The 24,628-nt window shown below is 39.7% G+C and carries 20 protein-coding genes and 1 pseudogene; 16 read left to right on the forward strand and 5 right to left on the reverse strand.

The genetic code is table 11. The features are described 5' to 3' along the window. On the reverse strand, window positions 1-781 hold a 781-nt coding region (locus ORD22_RS04550; protein ID WP_317644705.1), incomplete at its 3' end, for a S1C family serine protease. A 168-nt stretch (window positions 782-949) separates the two neighbouring features. On the opposite strand from ORD22_RS04550, the gene ORD22_RS04555 reads away from it, so the two are divergent. The 6 genes from ORD22_RS04555 (at window position 950) to mbcS (ending at window position 9,212) form a co-directional block, all read left to right on the forward strand. After that, a complete protein-coding gene (locus ORD22_RS04555) occupies window positions 950-2,893 on the forward strand; it encodes a flagellar assembly protein A (RefSeq protein ID WP_317644706.1) in 1,944 nt (647 codons plus the stop codon). A gap of 184 nt (window positions 2,894-3,077) precedes the next feature. Then, window positions 3,078-4,769: a septation ring formation regulator EzrA gene (gene ezrA, locus ORD22_RS04560; protein ID WP_317644707.1), complete on the forward strand. Its 1,692-nt coding sequence runs from the start codon at window positions 3,078-3,080 to the stop codon at window positions 4,767-4,769. Between the two features lie 75 nt (window positions 4,770-4,844). After that, the gene (locus tag ORD22_RS04565) at window positions 4,845-5,978 is read left to right on the forward strand and encodes a cysteine desulfurase family protein (RefSeq protein WP_317644708.1); all 1,134 of its coding nucleotides are present in this window, start codon (window positions 4,845-4,847) and stop codon (window positions 5,976-5,978) included. Then, a complete protein-coding gene (thiI, locus tag ORD22_RS04570; RefSeq protein ID WP_317644709.1) occupies window positions 5,975-7,177 on the forward strand; it encodes a tRNA uracil 4-sulfurtransferase ThiI in 1,203 nt (400 codons plus the stop codon). Before ORD22_RS04565 ends, thiI begins: the two co-directional genes overlap by 4 nt. A gap of 77 nt (window positions 7,178-7,254) precedes the next feature. After that, a complete protein-coding gene (locus ORD22_RS04575; protein ID WP_099687543.1) occupies window positions 7,255-7,461 on the forward strand; it encodes an alpha/beta-type small acid-soluble spore protein in 207 nt (68 codons plus the stop codon). A gap of 170 nt (window positions 7,462-7,631) precedes the next feature. Next, entirely contained in the window at window positions 7,632-9,212 is a 1,581-nt protein-coding gene (gene mbcS, locus ORD22_RS04580) for an acyl-CoA synthetase MbcS (protein ID WP_317644710.1), read from the forward strand. Between the two features lie 62 nt (window positions 9,213-9,274). Here mbcS and ORD22_RS04585 read toward each other — a convergent pair whose 3' ends face one another. Further along, window positions 9,275-10,075: an NAD kinase gene (locus tag ORD22_RS04585; RefSeq protein ID WP_317644711.1), complete on the reverse strand. Its 801-nt coding sequence runs from the start codon at window positions 10,073-10,075 to the stop codon at window positions 9,275-9,277. A 105-nt stretch (window positions 10,076-10,180) separates the two neighbouring features. Here ORD22_RS04585 and sppA point away from each other — a divergent pair, with 105 nt between their 5' ends. From sppA to ORD22_RS04610, 5 genes are all read left to right on the forward strand, one after another. After that, window positions 10,181-11,185, forward strand: a complete 1,005-nt coding sequence (gene sppA / locus ORD22_RS04590) for a signal peptide peptidase SppA (protein ID WP_317644712.1) — start codon at window positions 10,181-10,183, stop codon at window positions 11,183-11,185. Between the two features lie 17 nt (window positions 11,186-11,202). Next, a complete protein-coding gene (locus tag ORD22_RS04595) occupies window positions 11,203-11,733 on the forward strand; it encodes an RDD family protein (RefSeq protein WP_317644713.1) in 531 nt (176 codons plus the stop codon). 28 nt (window positions 11,734-11,761) lie between these two features. Continuing rightward, complete coding sequence (gene tpx, locus ORD22_RS04600) at window positions 11,762-12,265, forward strand: thiol peroxidase (RefSeq protein WP_317644714.1); 504 nt, start codon at window positions 11,762-11,764, stop codon at window positions 12,263-12,265. A gap of 50 nt (window positions 12,266-12,315) precedes the next feature. After that, complete coding sequence (locus tag ORD22_RS04605; RefSeq protein WP_317644715.1) at window positions 12,316-13,233, forward strand: class I SAM-dependent methyltransferase; 918 nt, start codon at window positions 12,316-12,318, stop codon at window positions 13,231-13,233. Between the two features lie 251 nt (window positions 13,234-13,484). Then, window positions 13,485-14,702 (forward strand): acetate kinase, encoded by a 1,218-nt coding sequence (locus tag ORD22_RS04610; RefSeq protein ID WP_317644717.1) that lies wholly within the window; start codon window positions 13,485-13,487, stop codon window positions 14,700-14,702. Between the two features lie 106 nt (window positions 14,703-14,808). Here the strand turns inward: ORD22_RS04610 and ORD22_RS04615 are convergent, their stop codons facing one another. Beyond that, a complete protein-coding gene (locus tag ORD22_RS04615; RefSeq protein ID WP_317644719.1) occupies window positions 14,809-15,255 on the reverse strand; it encodes a universal stress protein in 447 nt (148 codons plus the stop codon). 238 nt (window positions 15,256-15,493) lie between these two features. Here ORD22_RS04615 and ald point away from each other — a divergent pair, with 238 nt between their 5' ends. Continuing rightward, entirely contained in the window at window positions 15,494-16,615 is a 1,122-nt protein-coding gene (gene ald, locus ORD22_RS04620; RefSeq protein WP_317644720.1) for an alanine dehydrogenase, read from the forward strand. Between the two features lie 48 nt (window positions 16,616-16,663). On the opposite strand, the pseudogene ORD22_RS04625 reads toward ald, so the two are convergent. After that, a pseudogene (locus tag ORD22_RS04625) lies at window positions 16,664-17,744 on the reverse strand (M24 family metallopeptidase). 108 nt (window positions 17,745-17,852) lie between these two features. Here ORD22_RS04625 and ORD22_RS04630 point away from each other — a divergent pair. Continuing rightward, window positions 17,853-18,530: a metal-dependent hydrolase gene (locus ORD22_RS04630; protein ID WP_317644722.1), complete on the forward strand. Its 678-nt coding sequence runs from the start codon at window positions 17,853-17,855 to the stop codon at window positions 18,528-18,530. Between the two features lie 124 nt (window positions 18,531-18,654). Continuing rightward, complete coding sequence (locus ORD22_RS04635) at window positions 18,655-19,944, forward strand: DRTGG domain-containing protein (protein ID WP_317644724.1); 1,290 nt, start codon at window positions 18,655-18,657, stop codon at window positions 19,942-19,944. A 27-nt stretch (window positions 19,945-19,971) separates the two neighbouring features. On the opposite strand, the gene ORD22_RS04640 is transcribed toward ORD22_RS04635, so the two are convergent. Next, window positions 19,972-20,292, reverse strand: a complete 321-nt coding sequence (locus ORD22_RS04640) for a YtpI family protein (RefSeq protein WP_317644725.1) — start codon at window positions 20,290-20,292, stop codon at window positions 19,972-19,974. Between the two features lie 121 nt (window positions 20,293-20,413). Here ORD22_RS04640 and ORD22_RS04645 point away from each other — a divergent pair, with 121 nt between their 5' ends. Then, window positions 20,414-21,355 (forward strand): DHH family phosphoesterase, encoded by a 942-nt coding sequence (locus ORD22_RS04645; protein WP_317644726.1) that lies wholly within the window; start codon window positions 20,414-20,416, stop codon window positions 21,353-21,355. Between the two features lie 28 nt (window positions 21,356-21,383). Further along, the gene (locus ORD22_RS04650; RefSeq protein ID WP_317644727.1) at window positions 21,384-24,422 is read left to right on the forward strand and encodes a DNA polymerase III subunit alpha; all 3,039 of its coding nucleotides are present in this window, start codon (window positions 21,384-21,386) and stop codon (window positions 24,420-24,422) included. Window positions 24,423-24,628: the final 206 nt, after the last annotated feature.

Raw genomic sequence — 24,628 nt, forward strand, 5'->3', positions numbered from 1 at the left:
CTTCATAATATCGATCAATTGGAATGAATAGCCCTACTTTTCCGTATTCTTGTTCATCCAACGTTGCGAAAATGGTGCCGATTACTTCGCCTTTCTCATTAATCACCGGACTTCCGCTGTTGCCACGATAGACAGGGGCTTTGATCATAACGACAGGACTTTCCCAATCGGGTAATTGAATATAGTCGATTGTGTTGCCTTGATTGGCAATTCCTGAAAAACTGAGTGGATTACCGATAAGTGTGATAGGTTCGTGATCATAGAACTGAGTTTTATCTGCTAGCGTTAAATGCGGAAGGTTTTCTCCATTCACTTTTATTACTGCCATATCTATAGATGGAAATACTTTTGTGACGGTGGCAGTGAATCGCTCGCCTTTAGGAAAAGAGACGAGAACGGATTCGTTACCTTCTATTACATGATAATTCGTCAATATCGTTCCATCATCGCTAATGGAATAGCCTGTACCTTTACTTTCTTCTGTAGCGACGATCACAACGGCTTTCTTATACTCTGCGATTTGTGGATTTTGGGAAAGTGAGGATGAAGTTTTTAAAAATTCAATGGCCGGTATTGAATAAATTTGAAATATGACGGAGAAAGTACTGATTGTCAATGTCATTGCCATTATCCAAAAAATCCATTTAGGGTAAGGTCGGTATGTACGGCGTATGTTTTTTTCTGCAGCGGCTTTCTCAAGTGCTTCACGCTGCGCTTCGAGTACTAACTCCTGTAATGCTTCATCATCTAGTTCTTCTTGTAAAGGATCATTCGTCTTCACTCACCACACCTCTTTCTACTAAATAGTCTATCAGAAACAGATTGGAAAAGAAGTATAGTTATCTCTACTTACAATTATCTGAAGAGTCTAATAGTATTAGTAGAAAAGAATTGGATATGTGTTATAATGTGAGTGAAGATAAAGTGCTAGATAGTTGGAGGTGTTATTATGACTAGATCCATAACTGTCCAGGCAGAATCAGTTGAGAAAGCGCTTGAACAAGCGCTTTCAGTGCTAAAACTCACAATAGATGAAGTGCATGTGCGAATAGACCGTCCAGCCAGTACGTCGATGTTTGGATTAAAAAAAGTATTAGCGGAAGTAACTGTGACGCAAGTCCTAGAAGTTCTAGAAGATGTAGAAGTGCAGAAGTCACTGTCATCAGTAGCGCGTATTTACAATGGACAATTAGATGTGCGATTTGAAGAACAATCATATCCGATTATTCTTCCGGCATCAGGAGTTGAACTGCGTATTAATGGTGAAGTGATTCAACAACGCACCATTCTACTCCCGACAGATACAATTGTTTGTCAGGCGATAACGGAAAATATCCCTGCATTGTTCGTTATCCAACTAGACAAAGAGCATATGATTGCAATTGCGACGGTTACTCCTGGTATGCATATTACACGCGCATTAGTTGATACGTCTTGGCAAGAAATTTTAAACATTCAAGTGACAGAAAAGATACAAATGACTAATGATTTATCCACACAAGACTTTGTAGAAGAATTATTAGAGATGGGAATAGAGCATGGACTATCTATGGACGGTATACAGCAGGCTACAGAAACATTGGTAAGAAAAGAATTTATTATTGCTAGAGGTACGCCGATGATTGACAGCCAAGATGCTACACTAAAAATTCCAGAGAGCAATAAAAAAGAGTTAGTAGACGATCATGAACGTGTAGACTTTCGTGAGCATAGTCCGGTTCCTACAGTTAAAGCAGGACAACTGATTGCTACGTATATCCCGCCAGTGAGAGGCGAAATGGGCATTAATCTTTTTGGTGACAGCCTACCTGTTAAACCTCCGAAAGAATTTATTTTACGACCGGGTAGCAAAGTGAATTGTTTCCAAAATAAAATTTATGCCAAAATAGATGGAAGACCGATGATTGAACGGCGTGGGAAGTTAGTGAAAGTAGATGTGAATCCAGAATTTCGCCACATGACCGATGTTGACTTGGAATGTGGGAATATCCATTTTGAAGGGGATGTCTGGATTGGCGGGAGCGTCCATTCGTCGATGTTCGTTGCTGCAGCGGGAAATATAGAAATTATGAAGAATTGCACGAAAGCTTCTATACGAGGAACGAAATCGGTTATAGTGAAAGGGAGTATTTTTTCTTCTACTGTAACTGTAGGAATCCAGGAAAAAATTATTGCATTGTTGGTTGAAGATCTAAAAGAAATTCTTACGTATCTGAAAAATATCGAATCGGCCTTAGGACAGATTTTTACATTGCGGGAAGAAAAAGCAGAGGAAGTTCCTCCGTTTATATTGAAACAGGCGATCCATTTATTATTAGATCAGAAATACGGTGACTTCTTGGACTTGATCAAACAGTTCATTCAAGTGGTGAAAAACCATTCGAGAAGAGTGGAAAAGGAATGGCTGGAACTTTCCGACAGTTTCTATCTTTTATTTGTGGATCCACTTCGGGAAGAGCAGGCAACAGTAGTCAGTTTGCGAAAGTTGATTAACAAAACTGATTTACTATTGGAGGTGTACAGCGAAGAAGTGCGTCCTGAATCGTTACTGCAAGCCGCATTCGCGCTTAACAGTATCCTCTACAGTAACGGTAATATTCAAATCCGCTCTAAAGGTGTTTATAATTGTTCGATTACGGCACTAAACGACATTATCATTAAAGGTGTTTGTCGTGGAGGTGAAGTAATTGCGGGTAGACATATCGAAATGGATGAAACAGGTTCTGCTGCAGGAGTGAAAACAAAAATTCAAACAACTGATGGCGTGATACGTATTGGAAAGGCTTATCCCGGTACAATTATTCAAATTGGTGAACTTCGTCATGAGTTTTTCACAATTACACAAGATGTAATAGCCCGGATAAATGAAAAGGGTATATTAGTGTTTAATTAGTCAGTTATAATCGGTGAATAGTATCGAAAAAACTATAAAATATGTAAACATCGCTAAGTTATTCACTATTTATTAAAAAAATTGTTTTAACAAGACGAAAATACTTTAAACATGTTACGATATACTATAATATCTATAGTAGTCACTTTATGCGCGAAGTGTGGGATAGGGGGATCATAGTAACATGATATATTTCATCATTCCATTAATTATTGTTATTGTCTTAACAGTAGTGGCATTTCTTTCTAGGAAAAAGCATTTAGAAGAGATCAGTAAGATGGAACAAGAGAAATTACAAATTCAAAATAAACCAATATTTGAAGAAATGATGAAGGTAAAGCAGTTGAACATGACAGGCGAAACGGAGGATATGTTCGAGAGATGGCGCAACACTTGGACAGAAGTAATTGACGAACGCTTGCCAAAAGTAGATTTACTTTTACTGGATGCAGAAAGCCAAGTCGATCGTTTTCGTTTTAAAAAAGCTACAGAGACGGAGAAGCAAATTGTAGAGACCTTGGAGCAATGCGAAAGAGAAATGCGTGACCTTCTACAAGAACTAAATGAATTAATTGGAAGCGAAGAGAAAAACCGTGTTGAAATGGAGAAGATTAAAGAAACGCACCGCGCAGCACGTAAAAGAATTTTAGCTCACCAGTACTCATTTGGACCTGCTGTAGAACCGTTAGAGAAAGTATGGGAAGCATTCAATCCGAGATTCGAGCAATATGATGCATTGATTGAAAGTGGAAATTATTTGCAAGCGCGTGAAATCGTGATTGCATTAGCAGAAAAAGAAGAGCATTTTACTTATCTACTCGAAGAAATACCTACTTTACTAACAGAATTACAAACGAAAATCCCAGCTGCTTTACGTGAATTACGTAAAGGTATTATCGAAATGGAAGGGCAAGCCTATTATTTAGGCCATCTGAAGTTACCTGCTCGTTTCGATAAAATTGAGCAGCAACTTGTGAACCTTCGTCAGCTTCTTGCGCGTCTTGATGTAGAAGAAGTTGCGCATGATGTAGAAGAAATTCATGACGAAATCGAGTCATTCTATGATGTGCTTGAAGAAGAAGTAAGTTCTCGTCATTATGTGGAAGAGCATTGGGAGCCTACGCTAGATCTTTTTGAAGAGCTTCAGTATTCGATTTCAGATACGATTGAAGAGTTAAAGTTTGTTCAACAAAGTTATCGTTTAGATGAAGAAGAATCTCAAATTCCTCATTATGGTATGCAAAAGTTAAATACCTTGGCGAAACGTGTAGAAGAATACATCGAACGTCAAGAACGTCATGAATCTGCATACTCGGAACGACAGATTGAGCTTCAGGGAATTGCGGAAGAGTTAGACGCTATTGCAGATGAGCAAACGAAGTTTAGCAATCGTATAAAAAATCTTCGAATTGATGAAAATATGGTGCGTTCTCGATTGATTGCTCTTTCTCAGCAACTTCATATTGCGGATCGTAATTTACACCGTGCCAATATTCCAGGAGTTCCTGACGAAATGGAAATCCAATTGGAAGAAGCGGATGAACAGATCTTTATTGTCAAACAAAGCTTGGAAGAAGTTCCGCTTAATATGGCATTAGTTGAATCATATGTTCAAAAAGCATCTGCGGTTGTTGAAGATGTTTGTGATAAAGCAGACGATATGGTTGAAAATGCGTTGTTAGTAGAACGGATTATCCAGTATGGTAACCGTTACCGCGCGTCTCACCCGCATGTACATGAAAAATTACTACAAGCGGAAGAATCATTCATGCAATATCGCTACTTAAGAGCATTGGAAGAAGCGGCTACTGCGGTAGAAGAAGTAGAGCCGGGTGCTATGAAGAAAATTCAAAGTACGCTTCATCAGAAAGTATAACAATATTCCTACAAAGCCACCGGGTCGACCGGTGGCTTTATTTCGCTCATTCTCATAGAAAAGGAAGGATTACACATGTATTTTGATCACAGTGCCACAACCAAAACAGATGAACGCGTCCTTCGTACCTTTATGGAAGTCTCTACTACATACTTTGCCAATCCTGCATCTTTGCATGCGGCTGGTAAACTGGCTGAAAAACTATTGGAGAAGGCCCGATTGCAAGTGCTCTCTACGCTTGGTCTTGAATTGACAGAAGGTGTTTTTACGTCAGGTGGAACGGAAGCGAATAATCTTGCTATTTTAGGCTATGTCTATGCCAATCAACAGAAAGGTCGCCATTTGATAACGACTGTGATTGAGCACCCGTCTGTTCTCCGCGTGTTTCAGTTTTTGGAAACACAAAACTTTACGGTCGATTATTTAACAGTAGATTGTGAAGGAAGAATTTCATTAGATGAACTGAAAACTTTGTTACGTCGCGATACGCTACTAGTGAGCATCATGCATGTAAACAACGAAATTGGTACCATTCAGCCGATTGCGGAATGCGCTAATATTATTCATAGTCAATCGCGTGCGGTTTTTCATTCGGATTGTGTGCAAAGTTTTGGTAAAATTCATATAGGTGATGCGCAAAATTCTCCAGATTTAGTTACATTATCAGGACATAAAATTTATGGAATAAAAGGTAGTGGATTTTTAGCCTATCGAAAAAAAATGCGCTTACAAGCTATTTCTTATGGTGGCGGACAAGAACGAAATTTACGCAATGGGACAGTATCTGTACCTCATGCAGCGGCATTGGCCAAAGCGGCGCGACTGCAAGTGGAAGAGACGGACATACAGCAATTTCAACAATGGCGGGGTGAGTTAGTGCGTTTTTTCTCAGATATAGAGGATTGTTTAGTATTGGCATCTCATACGAGCGCACCCTATATAGTGTCCGTTGCGTTTCGTCATGTGACAGGTGAAGTAGTCGTCAATTATTTACAGGAGCGAGGCATTTATGTTTCTACGTCCAGTGCGTGTTCTTCGAAAAAAAATGATGTCAGTCATGTTATTGAAGCGATTCGATTACCAAAAGATTTTGAGAAAGGCGTCATCCGTATTAGTTTTGGTAAAGACCAAACAACGGATGAGATTCATCGATTGAAGGAAGCTGTTAATCAATTCATGCAGCTATTGAAAAGGGGAATTCGAAAATGAACTGGAATACCATTTTAATTAGATATGGTGAAATGTCTTTAAAAGGGAAGAATAAAAGTAAATTTGTACGGAAATTGAAAGAAAATATAAAGGTTGCTTTATCTGAACTTACTACGCTAAAGATGCGCGCGGAAAGAGATCGGATGTTTATCTATACAGAGCGATTAGAAGAATTGGATCGTGCGGTTGAAATATTGCCGACAGTTTTCGGCATTCAATCTTTCAGTCCGATCGCGATTTGTGAACCGACGCTTGAAGCGATTAAAGAAACGTCACTCAAAGTACTAAGTAAAACAGAAACAGAGGGTAAAACGTTTAAAGTAGATGTCAAACGAACAAATAAATCCTTCCCACTTGATACTGGTGAACTCCAACAAGAATTGGGCGGTCATGTTTTACGGACGTTTCCAAATTTAATTGTTAAAATGAAAAAACCTGAAATTTTATTGTATGTAGAGATTCAGCGTGAAGCCGCTTATATTTCATCTCATACGTATAGAGGTGCTGGAGGCATGCCAGTAGGATCCAATGGACATTCTCTTCTATTGCTATCTGGAGGGATTGACAGCCCAGTTGCAGGCTATCAAATGATGAAGCGTGGCGTGGCCTTCGATGCGATTCATTTTGCCAGTCCACCATTTACGAGTGATTTGGCATTACAAAAAGTAGAGGATATCGTTAGACAATTAACGAAATTTGGCTCAACAATTCGTTTGCATATCATTCCATTCACAGAACTGCAGCAGGCAATCATCAAACAAGTACCAAGTAATTTAACGATGACTACGACGAGACGCATGATGATGAAAATCGCAGATCGTGTACGGGAAGAAACGGGCGCTCTCGGACTCATCACTGGTGAAAGCATGGGACAAGTAGCTAGCCAAACGTTAGAAAGTTTGACAACTATTAATGAAGTAACGTCGACACCGGTGCTGCGTCCGCTGATTGCGATGGATAAATTGGATATTATTCAAATTGCAGAAAAAATTGAAACGTACGAGATTTCCATTCGTCCTTTTGAGGATTGCTGTACCGTTTTCACACCTCCAAGCTCTAAAACGAAGCCGCAACTAGAGAAAGTTCTCTATTACGAAAGTTTCCAAAGCTTTGACGAGATGGTGGAAGAGGCAGTGAAGAACCGTACGACAGTCATTCCGAGTCAGCGTATAGAAGATGTTTTTGATGATTTGCTCTAAAGAAAATATTTCCTATCACATCTCTTGCATGATTTTTCGAAAAGTGACCATTCTATAGTCACAAGGAGGTGAGAGACATGCCAAACAACAACAGCAACTCAAACCAGCTTCTAGTTCCGGGAGTACAACAAGCGCTCAACCAGATGAAAGAAGAAATTGCTTCTGAATTCGGTGTACAGCTTGGACCAGACTCCACATCGCGTGCCAACGGATCCGTCGGCGGAGAAATTACAAAGCGATTAGTGCGTCAGGCTCAACAACAAATGAACGGTTACACAAAGTAAGTAATAGCGTAAATGGCCGCCTTGCATATGCAGGGCGGTCTTTTTAGTATGTTTAGAATGATGAATGTTATACATCACTCAACAGTATATTTAAAGAAGAGTACATAAAATTTTGAAATTTTCTCTATATATTTGTATACTTATACTAGTATATAAAAGGGGGAATGAAAATGAACCGTGAAGAATTATTAGCTCCAGAGCAATACAACATCGTCTCAGAATTTGAAAAGTTTGCTACAGGTGACAACAGAAAAGCGCTGATCTATGTAGATTCAGAAAATCAACAGAAAGAAGTAACTTACGACGAACTCATCCAAGCGGCGAACCGCACAGCAAATGTATTAACTACCAATGGTTTGAAAAAAGGTGATGTAGTTTTAGTCATGGTGCCGCGTATGATTGAAGCGTATGTTACATATATCGCTGCGCTTAAAGCAGGACTTGTCGTCATACCTAGTTCAGAAATGTTGCGTTCCTCCGATATTGAGTACCGAATTGAACATAGCGATGCAAAAGCAATTATTGCGTTTGACGCATTTACTGATCAGTTGGAACAAGTGAGTAACTTAGATAAAGTGAAAGTCTATATTATTGGTGAAGCGAAAGATGGAGAAGTCTCTCTATCTGAAGAGGAAAAAGCAGCTTCTTCTGTATTTGCTGTTTGCGATACGCTGAGTACCGATATTGCCTTTTTATCGTACACATCCGGAACGACGGGTAAACCAAAAGGTGTTGTTCATACACACGGTTGGGGTTACGCTCACTTACGTACGACTGCGCCTAATTGGCTTGGCATCGAAGAAAGAGATATTGTTTGGGCTACCGCTGCACCTGGATGGCAAAAGTGGATATGGACACCATTTTTATCTGTTCTAGGAAGTGGTGCTACTGGGTTTGTCTATAATGGTAAATTTAAAGTGGATAAATATTTGAAGTTCTTAGATCAATATAAGGTAAATGTGTTGTGTTGTACCCCGACTGAATATCGCTTTATGGCAAAAGCAGAAAATCTTTCGGATTATTCACTTTCCTCCCTAAAAAGTGCTGTATCAGCGGGAGAACCTTTAAACCGTGAAGTCATTGATACTTTTAATGAGCAGTTTTCACTTAATGTTCGGGATGGTTACGGTCAAACCGAAAATACATTGCTTGTAGGAACGATGATTGGGATGAAAGCAAGACCGGGTTCTATGGGTAAACCAACGCCAGGTAATATCGTAGACGTTATTACTGCAGATGGAAAAATAGCTAAGGTCGATGAAGTGGGCGATATTGCGGTTCATAAATCCACACCCGCGTTATTTCAAGAGTATTTAAATGATCCCGAACGTACGAAAATGCAATTTAGAGGCGATTACTATATTACAGGCGACCGTGCGAAAAAAGATGCAGAGGGATATTTCTGGTTTGAAGGTCGAGGAGATGATATTATTGTCAGCTCTGGCTATACAATCGGTCCATTTGAAGTAGAAGATGCACTTATTAAGCATCCAGCTGTTCGGGAGTGTGCGGTAGTTGCAAGTCCAGATCCGGAACGGGGAAATATAGTAAAAGCATTTGTTGTATTGCGTAATCCAGTGCCGGAACAACAAGAACACCTCATTAAAGAGCTCCAAAATCACGTAAAAGAGTTGACAGCGCCTTACAAGTATCCGCGGAAAATCGAGTTTTTAGAAGAGTTACCAAAAACTACATCTGGAAAAATCATGCGCGTGGAATTACGTAAAACAGAACAAAATTTACGGGGCTAATAAAAAAGGACTGACCGAAAGTCGTTTGATTCGACAATAGGACAGTCCTTTTCACTTCATTATCAGAAGAATGTACGTTGAACTTTTTCAAAGAATGAGTTATCCGTTAGTTTAGCTGTACGAATGACTCTTTTGCTTAGGACGGCTTCTACCTTTCTTACTTGGTTGACACCGATTGCTTCATTGTCGGCAGCTGTTGAAGGGAATTCATTACCGTCTGGCTTGATGTTTAGCGTCAGCTTTCGATTGCCACTCAAAATAAAGGATGTACCAAGTGTGCGGTAGCGATTATTATTAACGGATGCTAGTTCTGTTACTTGGAAACAAGGAAGTAGCGGATCGATTACAGCTCCACGCACCGATTTATTGTAGGCAGTACTACCGGTTGGTGTGGAAATAATTAGTCCATCACCTAAAAATGTTTCGAATAGTAAGTCATCAATGTATATGTCCATTACGAATGTACGGATAATAGCAGAACGAATACTAAATTCATTTAAGCAAAAGAAGGGCTTGTGCTGATTGATCGTTACTTCAAGTAATGGATAATGGCGTTCTTCGAGATTGTTTTGTCTCAATGCGAGGATCAATGTACTAATTTCATCATATTTAAAGTCGCAGTATACACCGTGCGCTCCTTTAAGTGAAAGGCCTAAATAGAGACAATCTGGACGAAAATCCGTTTTGCGTACCGCTTGAAGAAATGTACCATCACTTCCAATACTGATGACAAGATTCGCCTTCGTATGATCATTAGTCAGCAAGAAACCTTCTTTTTTTAGTATTTTTTCAACATATTTTTTTTTATGCATCGTGTCTTCATCGAGTCTACTGAATAAAAAAATCGAGTGTTGCGTATTCATAAAAATCATCCCCTTTATAAGTTAATAGATTAATTGTAGCATGAATGAAACGTTTGGACGATTGCAAACGTATAGTACTATGTGGGCAAAGGAGGAATTATATTTATGACAGCAAAAAGATGGATTGCGGTCGCTGTGGCGGCCATATTGATTTTCGTGTCGATTGGAGTCAATTCGATGTCGTGGTTTTTTACAAGGGACTGGAATTTGATGCTCAATGAAATCACGGCTATGAATCAAGAGTTGCAAGAAACAGTAGTAGAGGAAGGGAGTACGAACGAACGCATAGCTGTATTAAAAGTGGACGGTGTCATTCAAGACACAGGCGTAGCTTCGGTTTTCAGTGGTGCGCAATATAACCACCAGCGTTTCATGGCACAATTGGAAGAACTGAAAAATGATGAGACGGTGAAAGGAATCGTACTTTCTGTTAACTCACCGGGTGGCGGTGTGTTAGAGTCGGCTGATATTTATGATGCTATCATTGAGATTCAAGAAACGAAAGAAATTCCGATGTATGTTGCGATGGGCGGAATGGCTGCTTCAGGTGGTTATTATATTTCTGCTCCAGCAGAGAAGATTTTCGTGCATCCTGAAACGCTAACAGGTTCGATTGGTGTAATTATGCAATCAATTAACTTTGGTAAACTAGCGGAAAAATATGGTGTAGATTTTCCAACGATTAAATCAGGACCTTATAAAGATATAATGAGCAGTACGCGTGAGATGAAGCCAGAAGAACGAGCGATGCTTCAGGAAATGATTGATGATTCGTATAAGCGCTTCGTAGACATTATCGTAGATGGGAGACATATGTCGGAAGCAGACGTGCGTAAAGTTGCAGACGGTCGTGTGATGAATGGCCGACAAGCAATTGAAGCAGGACTTGCGGATGACTATGGTAAAACACCTTCAGTTATTGCTGCGATGAAAGAAGATTATCATCTAGAAAAAGCAGAAGTCTTTGAATACGGAGCACCAGAAAGTTTCGCATCTCTTCTATCATTGAAGGTACACAACGCATTTGGTGGAGATATCGAATCACAAATTATGAAAAAGTTGTTAACGGAAAATCAGGCACCTCGCATGATGTATTTATATGGTGAGTGAAAAGGAGGGACTCGATCATGACGAATGAATCGATAAATATGCAGACGTCGCATTTCGAACCGAAATATGCAGGATTCTGGATTAGATTTTGGGCGTTTATAATAGACTTATTTGTTGTTTCTGCGATCAGCGGCATTTTTATCAAACCGATTTTCCGTTTGATGGATGTTGCGATTACTAAACCTTCTTTTTTGTTGTACAGTCCATATAAAGTGGCGGCGCTTGTGCTGTTAATACTTTATTTTTTACTGATGACAAAATTGGTAGGTCAAACAATAGGGAAAATGATTATGGGAATTCGCGTAGTGAAAATGAATGGACAGAAATTAACGTGGAGTTCCGTTGTATTTAGGGAAGGTTTTGGCAGATTCATATCGCAAACGCTATGGATTCCATACGTACTCGTACTATTCATGCCTCAAAAAATGGCGCTTCACGATGTGTTTGCGGATACAGTAGTAGTCCACGAACGGTTATTCGAGCGGAAGGATGTGCAGATGATCACATCTACTGAAGGTCATCAGTTGCATGAAGACCCTACGATTTAGTACACTATATTAAAAGGAGTGATTAGTTATGGTACAAGTAACATTCAAGAACAATCCGATTCATTTACTAGGTACGGAAGTAAAAGTGGGGGATACAGCTCCAGATTTCACAGTTCTATCAAATGAATTGAAGCCGGTCACATTGGACGATTCAAAAGGCAAGGTTCGCTTAATCAGTGTCGTACCTTCTGTTGATACGGGTGTGTGTTCTATCCAAACAAAACGTTTTAACGATGAAGCTTCTTCTCTCGGTGACGATGTAGAAGTGTTGACGATTTCTGCGGATCTACCTTTTGCACAAGCGCGTTGGAAGGCGGAAGAAGGGGTAGAAAACTTACATTTATACTCTGATCACCGCGACCTTTCATTCGGAACAGCATTCGGAACAGCTATTGAAGAATTACGCTTGTTGACACGTTCAATTTTCGTAGTCGATCGTAATGACCAAGTGACGTATGTGGAATATGTTAGTGAAGCAACGGACCATCCTGACTACGATGCAGCGATAAAAGCAGTTAAAGAATTAAATTAAACGACAACCCACCCGACAAGAGGTGGGTTTCTTCTTGGAGGATTAGCGAAATGAACAATATAGAGAAAGTATTTACATATTATGATGATTACGCTGAATCAGTGGATGGTTTATATGTAGATTCGATACTTGAAGCAAGTGAGAAATGGCTTGATCAACCATCCTTAGTCGAATTAGAAGAGCCGGTGCAACCGGAAGAAATTCGTAAAGGGATCCAGCTGGCGTTATTAAAAGGGTTGAAACAATCCGCACAAGCCCATCACCAAATGACACCTGATTCAATCGGCTACTTAATCGGTTATTTGATCAATAAATTAGTAGAGTCAAAAGAAACAGCTACTTTTTTAGATCCGGCAGTGGGGACAGGGAATTTACTCTTTACTGTTCTCAATCAATTTAAAGGAGAAGCGACTGCGAGTGCAGTAGAGATTGATGATATGCTCATTCAAATTGCTGCAGCTACAGCCAATCTGTTAGAACTACCTGTGTCATTCTACTTACAAGATGCTCTTCGTCCGCTGCCTATCGATTTAGTGGACGCGGTCGTAAGTGATTTGCCGGTTGGATACTATCCTGACGACGAAGTAGCAATGGATTATGAACTCATGTCTAAAGAAGGTCACGCATTCTCTCATTATCTCTATATTGAACAATCTATGAGATACGTTAAACCAGGTGGCTATGGACTTTTCGTCGTTCCGTCCAGATTATTAACTGCAGACGGAGCAGAGCCGATTTTGACATACGTCAAAGAGCATCGGTTACTAAGGGGGTTATTTGAACTTCCTAATACTTTATTTACTGACCAACGCTTTGCAAAGAGTATCCTGCTATTACAACAGCCGCCAACCGAACAATTCGTACTACCGGACGTCTTACTAGCGAAAATTCCGGAACTAGGAAACGCAGTAGCGATGCAAAGCTTCTTTGACAAAGTTAGTGATTGGGTAACGAATAAAGAGGCATAACGTGTAAGCTGTTTTCTCGCACCGCAAACAAACTCTTGTGATGTAGAGTTTGTTTGCGGTTTTTTATTGAGATGCAAACCATTTAATGTAACTAGGTATTGGTACATCATCCCTTCTCATTCATCTTGCAAAAAAAGGAGATAATTACAGAAAAATAGCGAAACTTCAATAATTCAATTGCCTTTCATAAGAATAGCTATTATAATAATTTGAAACGTTCATAAAACATAATCATTTAAGGGGTGGAGTACGTGCCGAAAATTTTAGCAATTAATGCTGGAAGTTCGTCATTGAAGTTTCAGTTAATTGAAATGACAACTGAAGAAGAGATAACAAAGGGGTTATTCGAAAGAATAGGTTTGGAGAATTCTGTTTTTACTATGTCTACAAATGAAAAGAAAATTGAAAAAGTATTGGATATTGCGGACCATTTAGTAGCTGTAAATATGCTTCTTGAGCATTTGTTAAGCGAAGGAGTCGTAACATCTTATGATGAGATCGATGGAATTGGTCACCGTGTAGTTCATGGGGGAGAATTATTTAGTGATTCCGTACTTATTAATGATGAAATAGTTGGAAAACTCGAAGAGATTTCTACCTTTGCACCATTGCATAATCCAGCTAATATAACTGGAATTAGAGCCTTCAAAAAAGCGCTGCCAAACACACCTGCAGTTGCTATTTTCGATACGGCATTCCATCAAACGATGCCTGAAAAAGCATTCTTGTATGCGTTACCATTTGAATATTATGAAAAGTACGGTATCCGCAAATATGGTTTCCATGGCACTAGTCATAAATATGTTACAGAGCGGGCTGCCAAGATTTTGAACAAACCACTTGAAGACACGCGCTTGATTTCATGCCACTTAGGTAATGGGGCTAGTATCGCAGCTGTTAAGGGCGGTAAGTCAGTAGATACATCTATGGGCTTTACGCCGTTAGCTGGAGTTATTATGGGTACACGTTCAGGGAATATCGACCCAGCGTTAATTCCTTATATAATGGAACGAACAAACCAATCGGCAGATGAAGTAGTTGATGTACTGAATAAAAAATCTGGATTACTAGGTCTTAGTGGATTTTCAAGCGACTTACGAGATATCACAGAAGCTGCGGAGCAGGGGAATGAACGTGCTCAACTAGCTCTTGATGTCTTCACAGATCGTATTCACCAACATATCGGGCAATATGCAGCGGGCATGGGTGGAGTTGATGCTATCATTTTCACGGCAGGAATCGGAGAAAATAGTACGATTGTGCGTGAAAAGGTAATGAATGGTCTTGAATTCATGGGTGTCTATTTTGATCCAAGTCTAAACAATGTTAGAGGACAAGAAGCGTATATTAGTTTCCCACACTCACCGGTAAAAGTTTTAATTATACCAACGAACGAAGAAATCATGCTTGCGCGAGATACTGTTCGAATTGCAGATATTTCAATAGAGCCACTACAAACAGTAGAATAAGATCGTAAACTGCCCCGAATGTCTACAAACGTTCGGGGCAGTTTTTTGGTTAGTCAACCAAAAAAGTGATGAAAACCAATTGGTTTTCATCACTTGACTATTGGAATTATTCTTCTGGTGTACGTACAACTAGTACATCGCATTTTGCGGAGCGAACGATATTCTCGGAAACACTACCGATTAGGAAACGTTCTACTCTGTTCAATCCAGTAGCACCACAGATGATTAAATCAGCGTTTAGTTTTTTTGCGAGATCACGTGGAATCAACGTCTTGGGAGAACCGTATTCTACGTGAATTTGCACGTTGCTCAAACCAGCTTGTGCAGCTTCTGTACGGTAATCAGTTAATAACTCTTCCGCGTATTTTTGTGCACGCTCTGCAATTGAACGATCGTATGCTTCAACAGCTGCGTAAGAACGCGTGTCAATGATATTTATTAAGTGAAGAGTTGCTTCATTACGATCTGCAATCGCGATTGCTTTTTTGAAAGCCCATTTTGCCTCATCCGAACCATCTACAGCTACAATAATATCTTTGTACTTAAGTGCCATAATAGTACCACTCCATCCTTTAAGGTTAAATTGTTTCTACACAATACTATATTCTACATAGACTTACGGAATCCTTCTTTATTTTCAAAATAAATTTATAAAACTGTATAAATTTAAAAAGTCTATTGAAAGACAAGAAAAAGAGGAAAAATCATTTATTTTCTGATAAGATTAAATTATAATTAATCGGCAAGTGTTATGAGCGATTAACGTAACTTTCATTTTAGGAGGATTTTGCATGCGTATTGGTGTTCCGAAAGAAATTAAAAACAATGAAAACCGAGTGGCAATTGCCCCCGCTAGTGTACTAACTCTAAAAACAGCTGGACATGAAGTGCTTATTGAAACAGGTGCTGGGATCGGTTCAAGTTTTCAAGATGAAGAGTATATAGAAGCAGGAGCTACGATTGTAGCTACGGCTGCTGAAGCTTGGAATGCAGATATGGTGCTGAAGGTTAAAGAACCTGCAGCTTCAGAATTTAAATTTTTCCGTGAAGGACTAATTTTATTCACTTATTTACACTTAGCTCCGGAAGAGAAGTTGACTAAGGCCTTGCTTGAAAATAAAGTGACGGCGCTTGCATATGAAACAGTTCAGTTACCAAATGGCTCTTTACCATTACTAGCGCCTATGAGTGAAGTAGCTGGTCGTATGGCAACTCAAATCGGTGCACAGTATTTAGAAAAGACTAGAGGCGGAAAGGGAATCTTGTTAGCAGGAGTTCCAGGTGTTTCACGCGGTAAGATCGTAATCATAGGTGGGGGACAAGCAGGCACGAACGCGGCACGTGTTGCAATTGGTATCGGTGCGCATGTTACGATTCTTGATTTATCTGTAGAAAGAGTGCGTCAGTTAGATGAAATGTTCGGTAAAGACATTCAAACGCTTGTATCAAATCCTTATAATATCGCGCATGCGGTGAAGGACGCAGACTTAGTAATTGGCTGTGTGCTAATTCCAGGCGCTAAAGCACCGAAGTTAGTTACTGAAGAAATGATTAAATCTATGAGCCCAGGCTCGGTCTTGATTGATATCGCGATTGACCAAGGCGGTATTTTTGAAACGTCCGATCGTGTAACGACCCATGATGATCCGACATATGTAAAACATGGTATTATTCATTATGCAGTAGCAAATATGCCAGGGGCGGTTCCACAGACTTCTACGATGGCATTGACGAATGTAACAATTCCTTACGCGCTTCAAATTGCGAATAAAGGTGTTAAGAAAGCATGCTTAGAAAACGAAGCGTTGCTTAAAGGAATTAATACGTTAGCGGGACATGTAACATATAAAGCAGTCGCAGAAGCACAAGAACTTGAATCTACTGACGCTGCACAATTACTAGGTAATTTATAAAATAAAAAGGCAGTCCGTGGAAAACATGGGCTGCCTTTTTATGCTTTATCAGACGATTTTTAGATCTTTAGGAAACTTTGTCAGCACTTCGACGCCGTCTTTTGTAACGACTACATCATCTTCAATTCGCACACCTGTAATGTTTGGATCGTATATTCCTGGTTCTATTGTAAAGACCATACCTTCTTTTAAAGGCAGTGTGTTTGTTGCTGTTAGGGAAGGGTATTCATGTACTGAAATACCTAAACCATGGCCGATTCGGTGAGGGAATAATTCTCCGTACCCTGCTTCTTCAATTACGGTCCGAGCGGCAAGATCTACTTCTTTCGCCAATACGCCTGGGCGTACGACATCGATTGCAGCTTGTTGTGCGCGTTGCACCGTTTCATAAATTTTTCGTTTTTCTTCTGTTGGTTCTCCGAATGCAATGGTACGCGTGATATCTGAACAATAGCCTTTATACACTACGCCAAGGTCGAATAGAATAAAATCACCTTTTTCAATTGCTCGATTACTAGGAATGCCGTGTGGTGAAGCTGTCTTTTTACCTGAAATGATAATCGTGTCAAATGACATTTTTTCGGCACCTTTTTGTTTTACAGCTTGTTCTACAGCTTGTACGATTTCGAGCTCGGTTTTGCCTTCTGCGATTTCACTACACCCGATCTCGATCTAATTTAGCCGCTTTACGTAAACAGTCAAGTTCCGTCTCGTCTTTTAGTAAACGATGAGTAGCTAGTTCATCATCTAGTTTAGCAAATAATAAAGCGGGGAAACGTTCTTGTAGAATTTCAAAACGATCAACGGTCAAATGTTCTTTTTCAATCGCCAGCAAGGAGAATGTTGGAACTCGCCCTGTAATCGCTTGATCTAGAAATTCAAACGCATTATCTGTATCTTTATAGCCGATAATATCGTCTGTCCAACCGATGGCTTTAACATCCGCCACTTCCATAGATGGGCAGATGATGAAAGGGGGATGGTCTTTAAAGATGACTACGCCTAATAGCCGTTCGTGGGGATCACTTCTGAATTTGGTTAAATAAAATATATTGTCGGGATTTGTAACAAGCGCTGCATCAATTTCATGAGCACGTAAGAAATCTTGCACTTTTTTAATGGTAGACATGATGAAACCTCCTCTGTTTTAGTTAGTATAGCAAAAAAAGAGGGATTTACGCTGTTCTGTAGAAAGTTATAGATGTAGAATGAAAAAAATAGAGGAGAGTGTCATTTTATGAAAATTTCATACCACGGCCATTCAATAGTAAAAATAGAAACGCAAGGAAAAATAATTTTAATCGATCCTTTTATTACAGGAAACGACTTGACGGATTTAAATGCAGCGGATGAAAAACCTGATGTAATTTTATTGACGCATGGTCATAACGACCATGTAGGAGATACGATGGAAATTGCAAAAAGAGAAAATATTCTTGTCGTTGCACCTAATGAGTTAGCTGTATATTTAGGCTTTCAAGGTTTGCAGACGCACGGCATGAATATCGGTGGCTCCAAAGAGTTTGATTTTGGAACCGTGAAATATACGCAAGCGTTCCACAGTTCATCTTATACGACGGAAGATAATGAAATCATCTATACAGGAATGCCGGCAGGGTTATTGTTGACGATTGAAGGGAAGATTATTTACCATGCAGGAGACACTTCCCTATTTAGTGATATGAAGTTATATGCCGAGGATGGAATTGATGTAGCTTTCTTGCCGATTGGTGATAACTTTACAATGGGCCCGCGTGATGCTGCGAAGGCTGTAGAAATCTTGCAACCTAAACTGACAGTACCGATTCACTATAATACGTTTCCGCCGATTAAGCAGGATCCTGAAGACTTCAAGTCCTTAGTAAAGTCTCATGAAGTAAAAATCATGCGAGCAGGAGATAAGATAGAGTTGTAAAAAATGAAAAGTACATACGGTCTAGACGCTTTGTTAGCGTCTAGACCGTCTTTTTGCATGATTTATGGTATGATTAGCAAAAAGCATAACCCGTTTATAACAGGTCGAAGAAAAAGGTGAAATCATGTCAACTAAACACGAACAGATTTTGCGTTATATTGAAAGTTTGGCAGTGGGAGAAAAGATATCTGTCCGCCAAGTAGCGAAAGCATTAGAGGTTAGTGATGGTACTGCTTATCGCGCAATTAAAGAAGCGGAAAATCAGAAACTTGTCAACACGATTGAACGTGTCGGCACGATTCGAATTGAAAAAAAGAAAAAGGAAAATATTGAACGTCTTACATTTGCGGAAGTGATAAATATTGTCGATGGTGTTGTGTTAGGTGGACGGGATGGGTTACATAAAACACTGACGAAGTTTGTCGTAGGAGCTATGCAACTTGAGGATATGATTCGATATATCGATGCAGGTAGTTTGCTGATTGTGGGCAATCGCTTAAAAGCACATGAAATTGCTATAAAGGCAGGGGCGGCGGTACTCGTCACGGGTGGTTTTGATGCAACCGATGAAGTCAAGAAATTAGCCGATGATATGAACTTACCTGTCATTTCCACAAGTTATGACACGTTTACTGTTGCAACGATGCTAAATCGAGCGATCTATGATCAGTTAATCGAAAAAGAAATATTATTAGTAGAAGATATTCTAACGCCTATTGCGCGTACAGTCACATTATCTCCGGAAGATTCAGTAGATCAGTTTTTTGAGGTGAATCATCAGACATCACACTCCGCTTATCCAGTAGTTGAGTCGAATGGTAAATTGGTGGGGATTATTACTTCTCGCGACGTGGTCAGTAAACCTGACATAAATATTGTCAGAAAAGTCATGACACCTGATCCGATTACGGTTAATGGTAAAATGAGTGTAGCTTCCGCTGGTCATAGTATGATTTGGGAAGGTATTGATTTAATGCCGGTTGTAACAGAGGCGGGTATTCTTGAAGGCATAATTAGCCGTCAAGACGTACTGAAAGCCTTACAAATGACACAGCGTCAACCGCAACAAGGTGAAACGATCGACGATATTGTGATTCCAAATGCGCCCGAAAAAATTGAATTCTCTGTTGTACCACAAATGACCAATCAATTTGGATCGTTGTCCTACGGGGCTATGCTGACGATATTGACTGAAGCAGGAAGTCGTGCAATCAAAATTCAAAAACGTGGAGAAAGTGTTCCCGAAAATATTACGATTTATTTCATTAAACATGTGCAATTAGGAGCTTCTGTTACAGTAGAGCCTAAAATCATTCATTTAAGCCGCCGATTTATCAAGTTAGAATTTGAATTGTTATCAAATGATGGAATTGTAGCTAAAGCAATGGGGACATTCCAACTTTTTGAGAAATGATATAAAAAAACTGATGCCAGTAGGACATCAGTTTTCGTTCAGTTTACGCTCTTCAGCTATGAACTGCTTATAATGCTTTGTCGCATTGAAATTGAAAATCGCGACATAACCGCCGAACAATATGAAAATTGCGGTTATAACATATGTTAAAATACCATCAAATAACATTAACTGGTTAATTCCGAAGAAAATCAATAGCGTACCGAGAGCAGCTCCGGCCATGCTTGCATACATCTTTTTACGGATGGGAAACATATGGCTTGTACGGAATTGACGCGTTTTAAAAACAAAATAAAGAACGCCGGAAGCGATGATACCAAAAATAAAAAGAAAATTAATCGTCTCCATTAAAAAGCCTCCATTACATAAAAATAACCTAATGCACTTTAGTGCTCCTTGGGTTACTCTATATTGTAGCGGCTTTTAACTAGAAATGCGAATACTAGAACAAGAATTTGGGGGAATCCACATGAAGCGACAAATCATTGACACAATTGAAAAATACGACAAAATCATTATCCACCGTCACGTCCGTCCGGATCCAGATGCGTATGGATCACAGATGGGATTGAAAGCATTAATCGAAAAAAACTATCCAACTAAAGAAGTTCTGACTGCAGGGGAACATGATGAACTCCTATCTTATTTAGGGCAACCTACTAATGTTTCGGAAGCGGATTATGAAGGGGCACTCGTCATTGTGACGGATACTGCAAATACAGCTCGCATTGATGGATCATTTTATACTAAAGGGGCATTCGTATTAAAAATAGATCACCATCCAAATGAAGACCCATATGGCGATGCGCGTTGGATCAATACCGATGCAAGTTCTTGCTCTGAGATGATTTATACTATTTACGAAGAAGGAAAAGCTTCATATGGTTGGGAAATGTCACCTGAAGCCGCGCGTTTTCTATTTGCTGGAATCGTAGGAGATACAGGACGTTTCATGTTCCAAAGCACAACGGATAAAACATTTGAAATTGCAAGTACATTAATCAAACAACCTTTTGATCGAACAGAGCTATTTGCTGGAATGTATGAAGTGGATCGTAAAATCTTACATCTACAAGGCTATATATATCAAAACTTCATCATTGACGAAAATGGTGCAGCTTATATTAAACTGACTAAAGAAATACTTGAGCAATTTGACGTCACAGTTTCCGAAACATCCCAGCTAGTAAGTTCATTAGGTAACGTCAAAGGAATTTGTGCTTGGATTATCTTTATTGAAGAAGATCATCAAATTCGTGTTCGTTTACGCTCGAAAGGTCCTATCATCAATACATTAGCGATGCAATACAATGGCGGCGGTCATCCGCTTGCTTCAGGTGCTTCCGCTTATTCTTGGACCGAAGTAGACGAAATCATTGGAAAGCTGCAGGAACTTTGCAGAAATTATTAAGCAGAGCTGAGGGATTGAAATGAACCTGATGTATCCGCAAATTATAACTGGTGCAGATTTGTTGCGCGGTATAGTGAAACTAGATGAACTAGCTCCTCTTTTACAAAAAAGAGGAGCTAGTTCCGCTGCTATCGTCAATAGTAAGTTATTTGGCGTGCGTTCATTTAGCACGATGCTATCGAAATATGGTATTCGTCCAGTAATTGGACTATCCGTCATGGTGTCGATTGCTGACGAAGACTTACTTATCTATGTCTATGCGCAAAATCAAGCAGGTTTCTCTAATTTAATGAAAATGAGCAGTGCGATCTCTACGCGTGAAGAGGGGAATTTACCACTCCCGTGGCTACAAGTATATCGGCAAGATTGTTTTGTCGTTTGTGCGCTTACGCATACCACTTGGACCAATCACCGAAACGTAGAAATTCTTCAGCAGCTGGCAGAAGACGCGAAAATATCGACGTTCATTGGCATTAGTCGTCCTGGTGGAGCACGACATACTGAAGAAGAGCGTATGATCCATCTAAGTGAAGAATGCGAACTTTCCATTGTTGCTTGCCATGAAACGCGCTTTCTACACGCAGAAGATTTTCCAGCGTATGAAGTAGCGACGGCTATCCGCAAAGGGTATAAACTAAACGATTCAAAAAAACCGAAAAATCGTCACCGGCAGGCCTATTTACCGACACAAAAGACCTTTAGCGAATGGTTTGCAGATCATCCTGAATGGTTACAGACGATGGATAATGTATTGGATTCTTGTGAAGTGAAATTCGGGAAAGAACCGTTTCAACTACCGAAGTTCCCTGTGCAAGAAGGACAGACGCCGATTCGTTTATTGACTGAGAAATGTCAAAATGGTCTTGCGAAGCGTTTTCAATCATTGCCAATCGAATATGCTGAACGTTTACGCTATGAATTAACAATTATTGAGCAGATGGGATTTACTGATTATTTTTTGATTGTTGAAGATTATGTACGCTATGCAAAAAGTCAGCAGATTTTAGTTGGTCCTGGGCGTGGGTCTTCAGCAGGTTCGTTAGTAGCGTTTGCGCTTGGTATTACGGAAGTAGATCCGATCCAATATGGCCTATTATTTGAGCGTTTTTTAAACCCAGAACGTGTGACCATGCCGGATATAGATATCGATTTTGCTGATAATCGACGGACGGAAGTAGTAAACTACGTAGCTGATACATACGGTAAACAATATGTAGCACAAATTATTACGTTCGGGACATTATCCACGAAGGCAGTGGCTAGAAACGTAGCAAGGGTACTTGATTTTACTCCAGAAGAAGTACGTTTTATGTCTTCTGAATTAAATAGCGGCCTATCATTTAGTGAAACTGTCCGCCAATCAAAAAAACTTCAGGATTGGATAGCGGTGGATCCACGTAGAACGCATTGGAAAGAGGCGGCAGAACGTTTGGAAGATTTGCCGAGAAACGTATCTACTCACGCAGCGGGGGTTGTTCTCTCAGCGAATCCACTAGTCAACTATGTGCCATTGCAAATTGGTACCGATGAAGTGTTTTTAACGCAATGGGCAATGAAAGATGTCGAAGAAGTAGGCTTGCTGAAAATGGACTTTTTAGGATTGCGCAATTTGACATTGCTCGATAGAATTCGCTCCATGATTGAATACAACACCAAGCAACCTATTGATTTTGAAGCAATCCCACTGAATGACCAGCCGACCTATCGATTATTTAAAGCGGGTGACATGTCGGGAATCTTCCAATTTGAATCACCGGGTATGCGACGCGCATTACAAACTATTCAACCAGATAACTTCAAGGACTTATACTCAGTAAACGCTTTATATAGACCTGGACCAATGGAGTTTATTCCATTGTATAGCCGTCGTAAAAATGGACAAGAACAGACAGATTACGATATTCCGGAGTTGCAGCCGATATTGGAAGAAACATATGGAATCATCATTTATCAAGAACAAATTATGAAAATCGCCGTCGAAATTGCCGGTTTTACGATGGCGGAGGCAGATTTGCTACGTCGTGCGATTAGTAAGAAGAATCAGCAGGTGTTGGAACAAGAACGTCAACATTTTATTGCGGGTGCAATGAAAAAAGGATTTGACCATATCAAAGCGAATAATGTCTATAACTTAATAGTCAAATTTGCAGATTATGGTTTTCCGAAGAGTCACGCAGTAGCTTATACATTGATTTCTTATCGTCTCGCCTTTTTTAAAGCGAATGAACCAAATGTTTTTTATGCGGCCTATTTATCCTCACTTACAGGTAACAAAGAGAAAACGATGGAGTTGATTCGGGAAATTAAAGCAAGAGGTATAGACGTTTATCCTCCTTCTGTGAAGAGTAGTCGTTATTCACACACTGTAGAAGGAAATGCAATCCGCTTAGGATTAGCTGCGATTAAAGGTGTAACATTCACTTTCTATCAACAATTAGCTGCAGTAAGAGGTAACTGGTCCTCGATGTTTGATATGGCCATTTCGCTAGGCGCCAATCATTTCAATGAAAAATCGATAATTCCGTTGATTAAAGCAGGAGCATTAGACGAGTTCGGGGAAAAACGTTCTGTTCTTTTAGCTTCAGTAGATGCTGCTCATTCCCATGCGCTATATATTGGCGATGATGCGTTCAGTGATCAATTTCAATTTAATTCCCGACCGAAATATACACCTGGTGGCGAGATGGATCAGATGACTCTACTTAGTTTCGAGCGAGATGTACTAGGTTTTTATCTATCCGAACATCCTGTGGAACAACTAAAACGTAATGTAACGGAACATATTCAACCGATTGCATCATTAGTTGATTTACGCCAAGGTACTAAAGTAAAATGTATTGGATTAATTTTATCGGTTAAACGAATACGAACGAAAAAAGGCGAAGCGATGGCGTTCTTTACACTTCAGGATGAGACGGAAGAGGTTTCGTGTACGGTGTTTCCTAAACAATATGCACAATTTAGCAATTTGAATGAAAATGAATTCATTCAAGTGACAGGTAGTATTGAGGTTCGCAATCAATCACTGCAACTAATTGTTGATAAGATTGTGACCATAGCTTGCTAACATAAACATATATCCCAAAATATATTATAGTCAGTCACGGCGCAAATCGCGTAATGACTGACTTTGTGTCACTTGATGAAAAAGCGAGCGTTCAGTCAGTTGAATAACGTTAAGAAATAAATAACTTGAATTTGTATGATTATGCTTTACGGAGTGGATTCTTTTTTGTATGCTAGTAACAAGGTGGTCTGACCACTTTGTTGAAC

The sequence above is a fragment of the Sporosarcina sp. GW1-11 genome (assembly GCF_033088395.1).
Lineage (GTDB): Bacteria > Bacillota > Bacilli > Bacillales_A > Planococcaceae > Sporosarcina.

Excerpts from the sequence above, each read along its gene's own strand:
- ORD22_RS04555 (WP_317644706.1), top strand. The coding sequence starts at position 950 with ATGACTAGATCCATAACTGTCCAGGCAGAATCAGTTGAGAAAGCGCTT.
- ezrA (WP_317644707.1), top strand. The coding sequence starts at position 3,078 with ATGATATATTTCATCATTCCATTAATTATTGTTATTGTCTTAACAGTA.
- ORD22_RS04565 (WP_317644708.1), top strand. The coding sequence starts at position 4,845 with ATGTATTTTGATCACAGTGCCACAACCAAAACAGATGAACGCGTCCTT.
- thiI (WP_317644709.1), top strand. The coding sequence starts at position 5,975 with ATGAACTGGAATACCATTTTAATTAGATATGGTGAAATGTCTTTAAAA.
- ORD22_RS04575 (WP_099687543.1), top strand. The coding sequence starts at position 7,255 with ATGCCAAACAACAACAGCAACTCAAACCAGCTTCTAGTTCCGGGAGTA.
- mbcS (WP_317644710.1), top strand. The coding sequence starts at position 7,632 with ATGAACCGTGAAGAATTATTAGCTCCAGAGCAATACAACATCGTCTCA.
- ORD22_RS04585 (WP_317644711.1), bottom strand. The coding sequence starts at position 10,075 with ATGAATACGCAACACTCGATTTTTTTATTCAGTAGACTCGATGAAGAC.
- sppA (WP_317644712.1), top strand. The coding sequence starts at position 10,181 with ATGACAGCAAAAAGATGGATTGCGGTCGCTGTGGCGGCCATATTGATT.
- ORD22_RS04595 (WP_317644713.1), top strand. The coding sequence starts at position 11,203 with ATGACGAATGAATCGATAAATATGCAGACGTCGCATTTCGAACCGAAA.
- tpx (WP_317644714.1), top strand. The coding sequence starts at position 11,762 with ATGGTACAAGTAACATTCAAGAACAATCCGATTCATTTACTAGGTACG.
- ORD22_RS04605 (WP_317644715.1), top strand. The coding sequence starts at position 12,316 with ATGAACAATATAGAGAAAGTATTTACATATTATGATGATTACGCTGAA.
- ORD22_RS04615 (WP_317644719.1), bottom strand. The coding sequence starts at position 15,255 with ATGGCACTTAAGTACAAAGATATTATTGTAGCTGTAGATGGTTCGGAT.
- ald (WP_317644720.1), top strand. The coding sequence starts at position 15,494 with ATGCGTATTGGTGTTCCGAAAGAAATTAAAAACAATGAAAACCGAGTG.
- ORD22_RS04630 (WP_317644722.1), top strand. The coding sequence starts at position 17,853 with ATGAAAATTTCATACCACGGCCATTCAATAGTAAAAATAGAAACGCAA.
- ORD22_RS04635 (WP_317644724.1), top strand. The coding sequence starts at position 18,655 with ATGTCAACTAAACACGAACAGATTTTGCGTTATATTGAAAGTTTGGCA.
- ORD22_RS04640 (WP_317644725.1), bottom strand. The coding sequence starts at position 20,292 with ATGGAGACGATTAATTTTCTTTTTATTTTTGGTATCATCGCTTCCGGC.
- ORD22_RS04645 (WP_317644726.1), top strand. The coding sequence starts at position 20,414 with ATGAAGCGACAAATCATTGACACAATTGAAAAATACGACAAAATCATT.
- ORD22_RS04650 (WP_317644727.1), top strand. The coding sequence starts at position 21,384 with ATGTATCCGCAAATTATAACTGGTGCAGATTTGTTGCGCGGTATAGTG.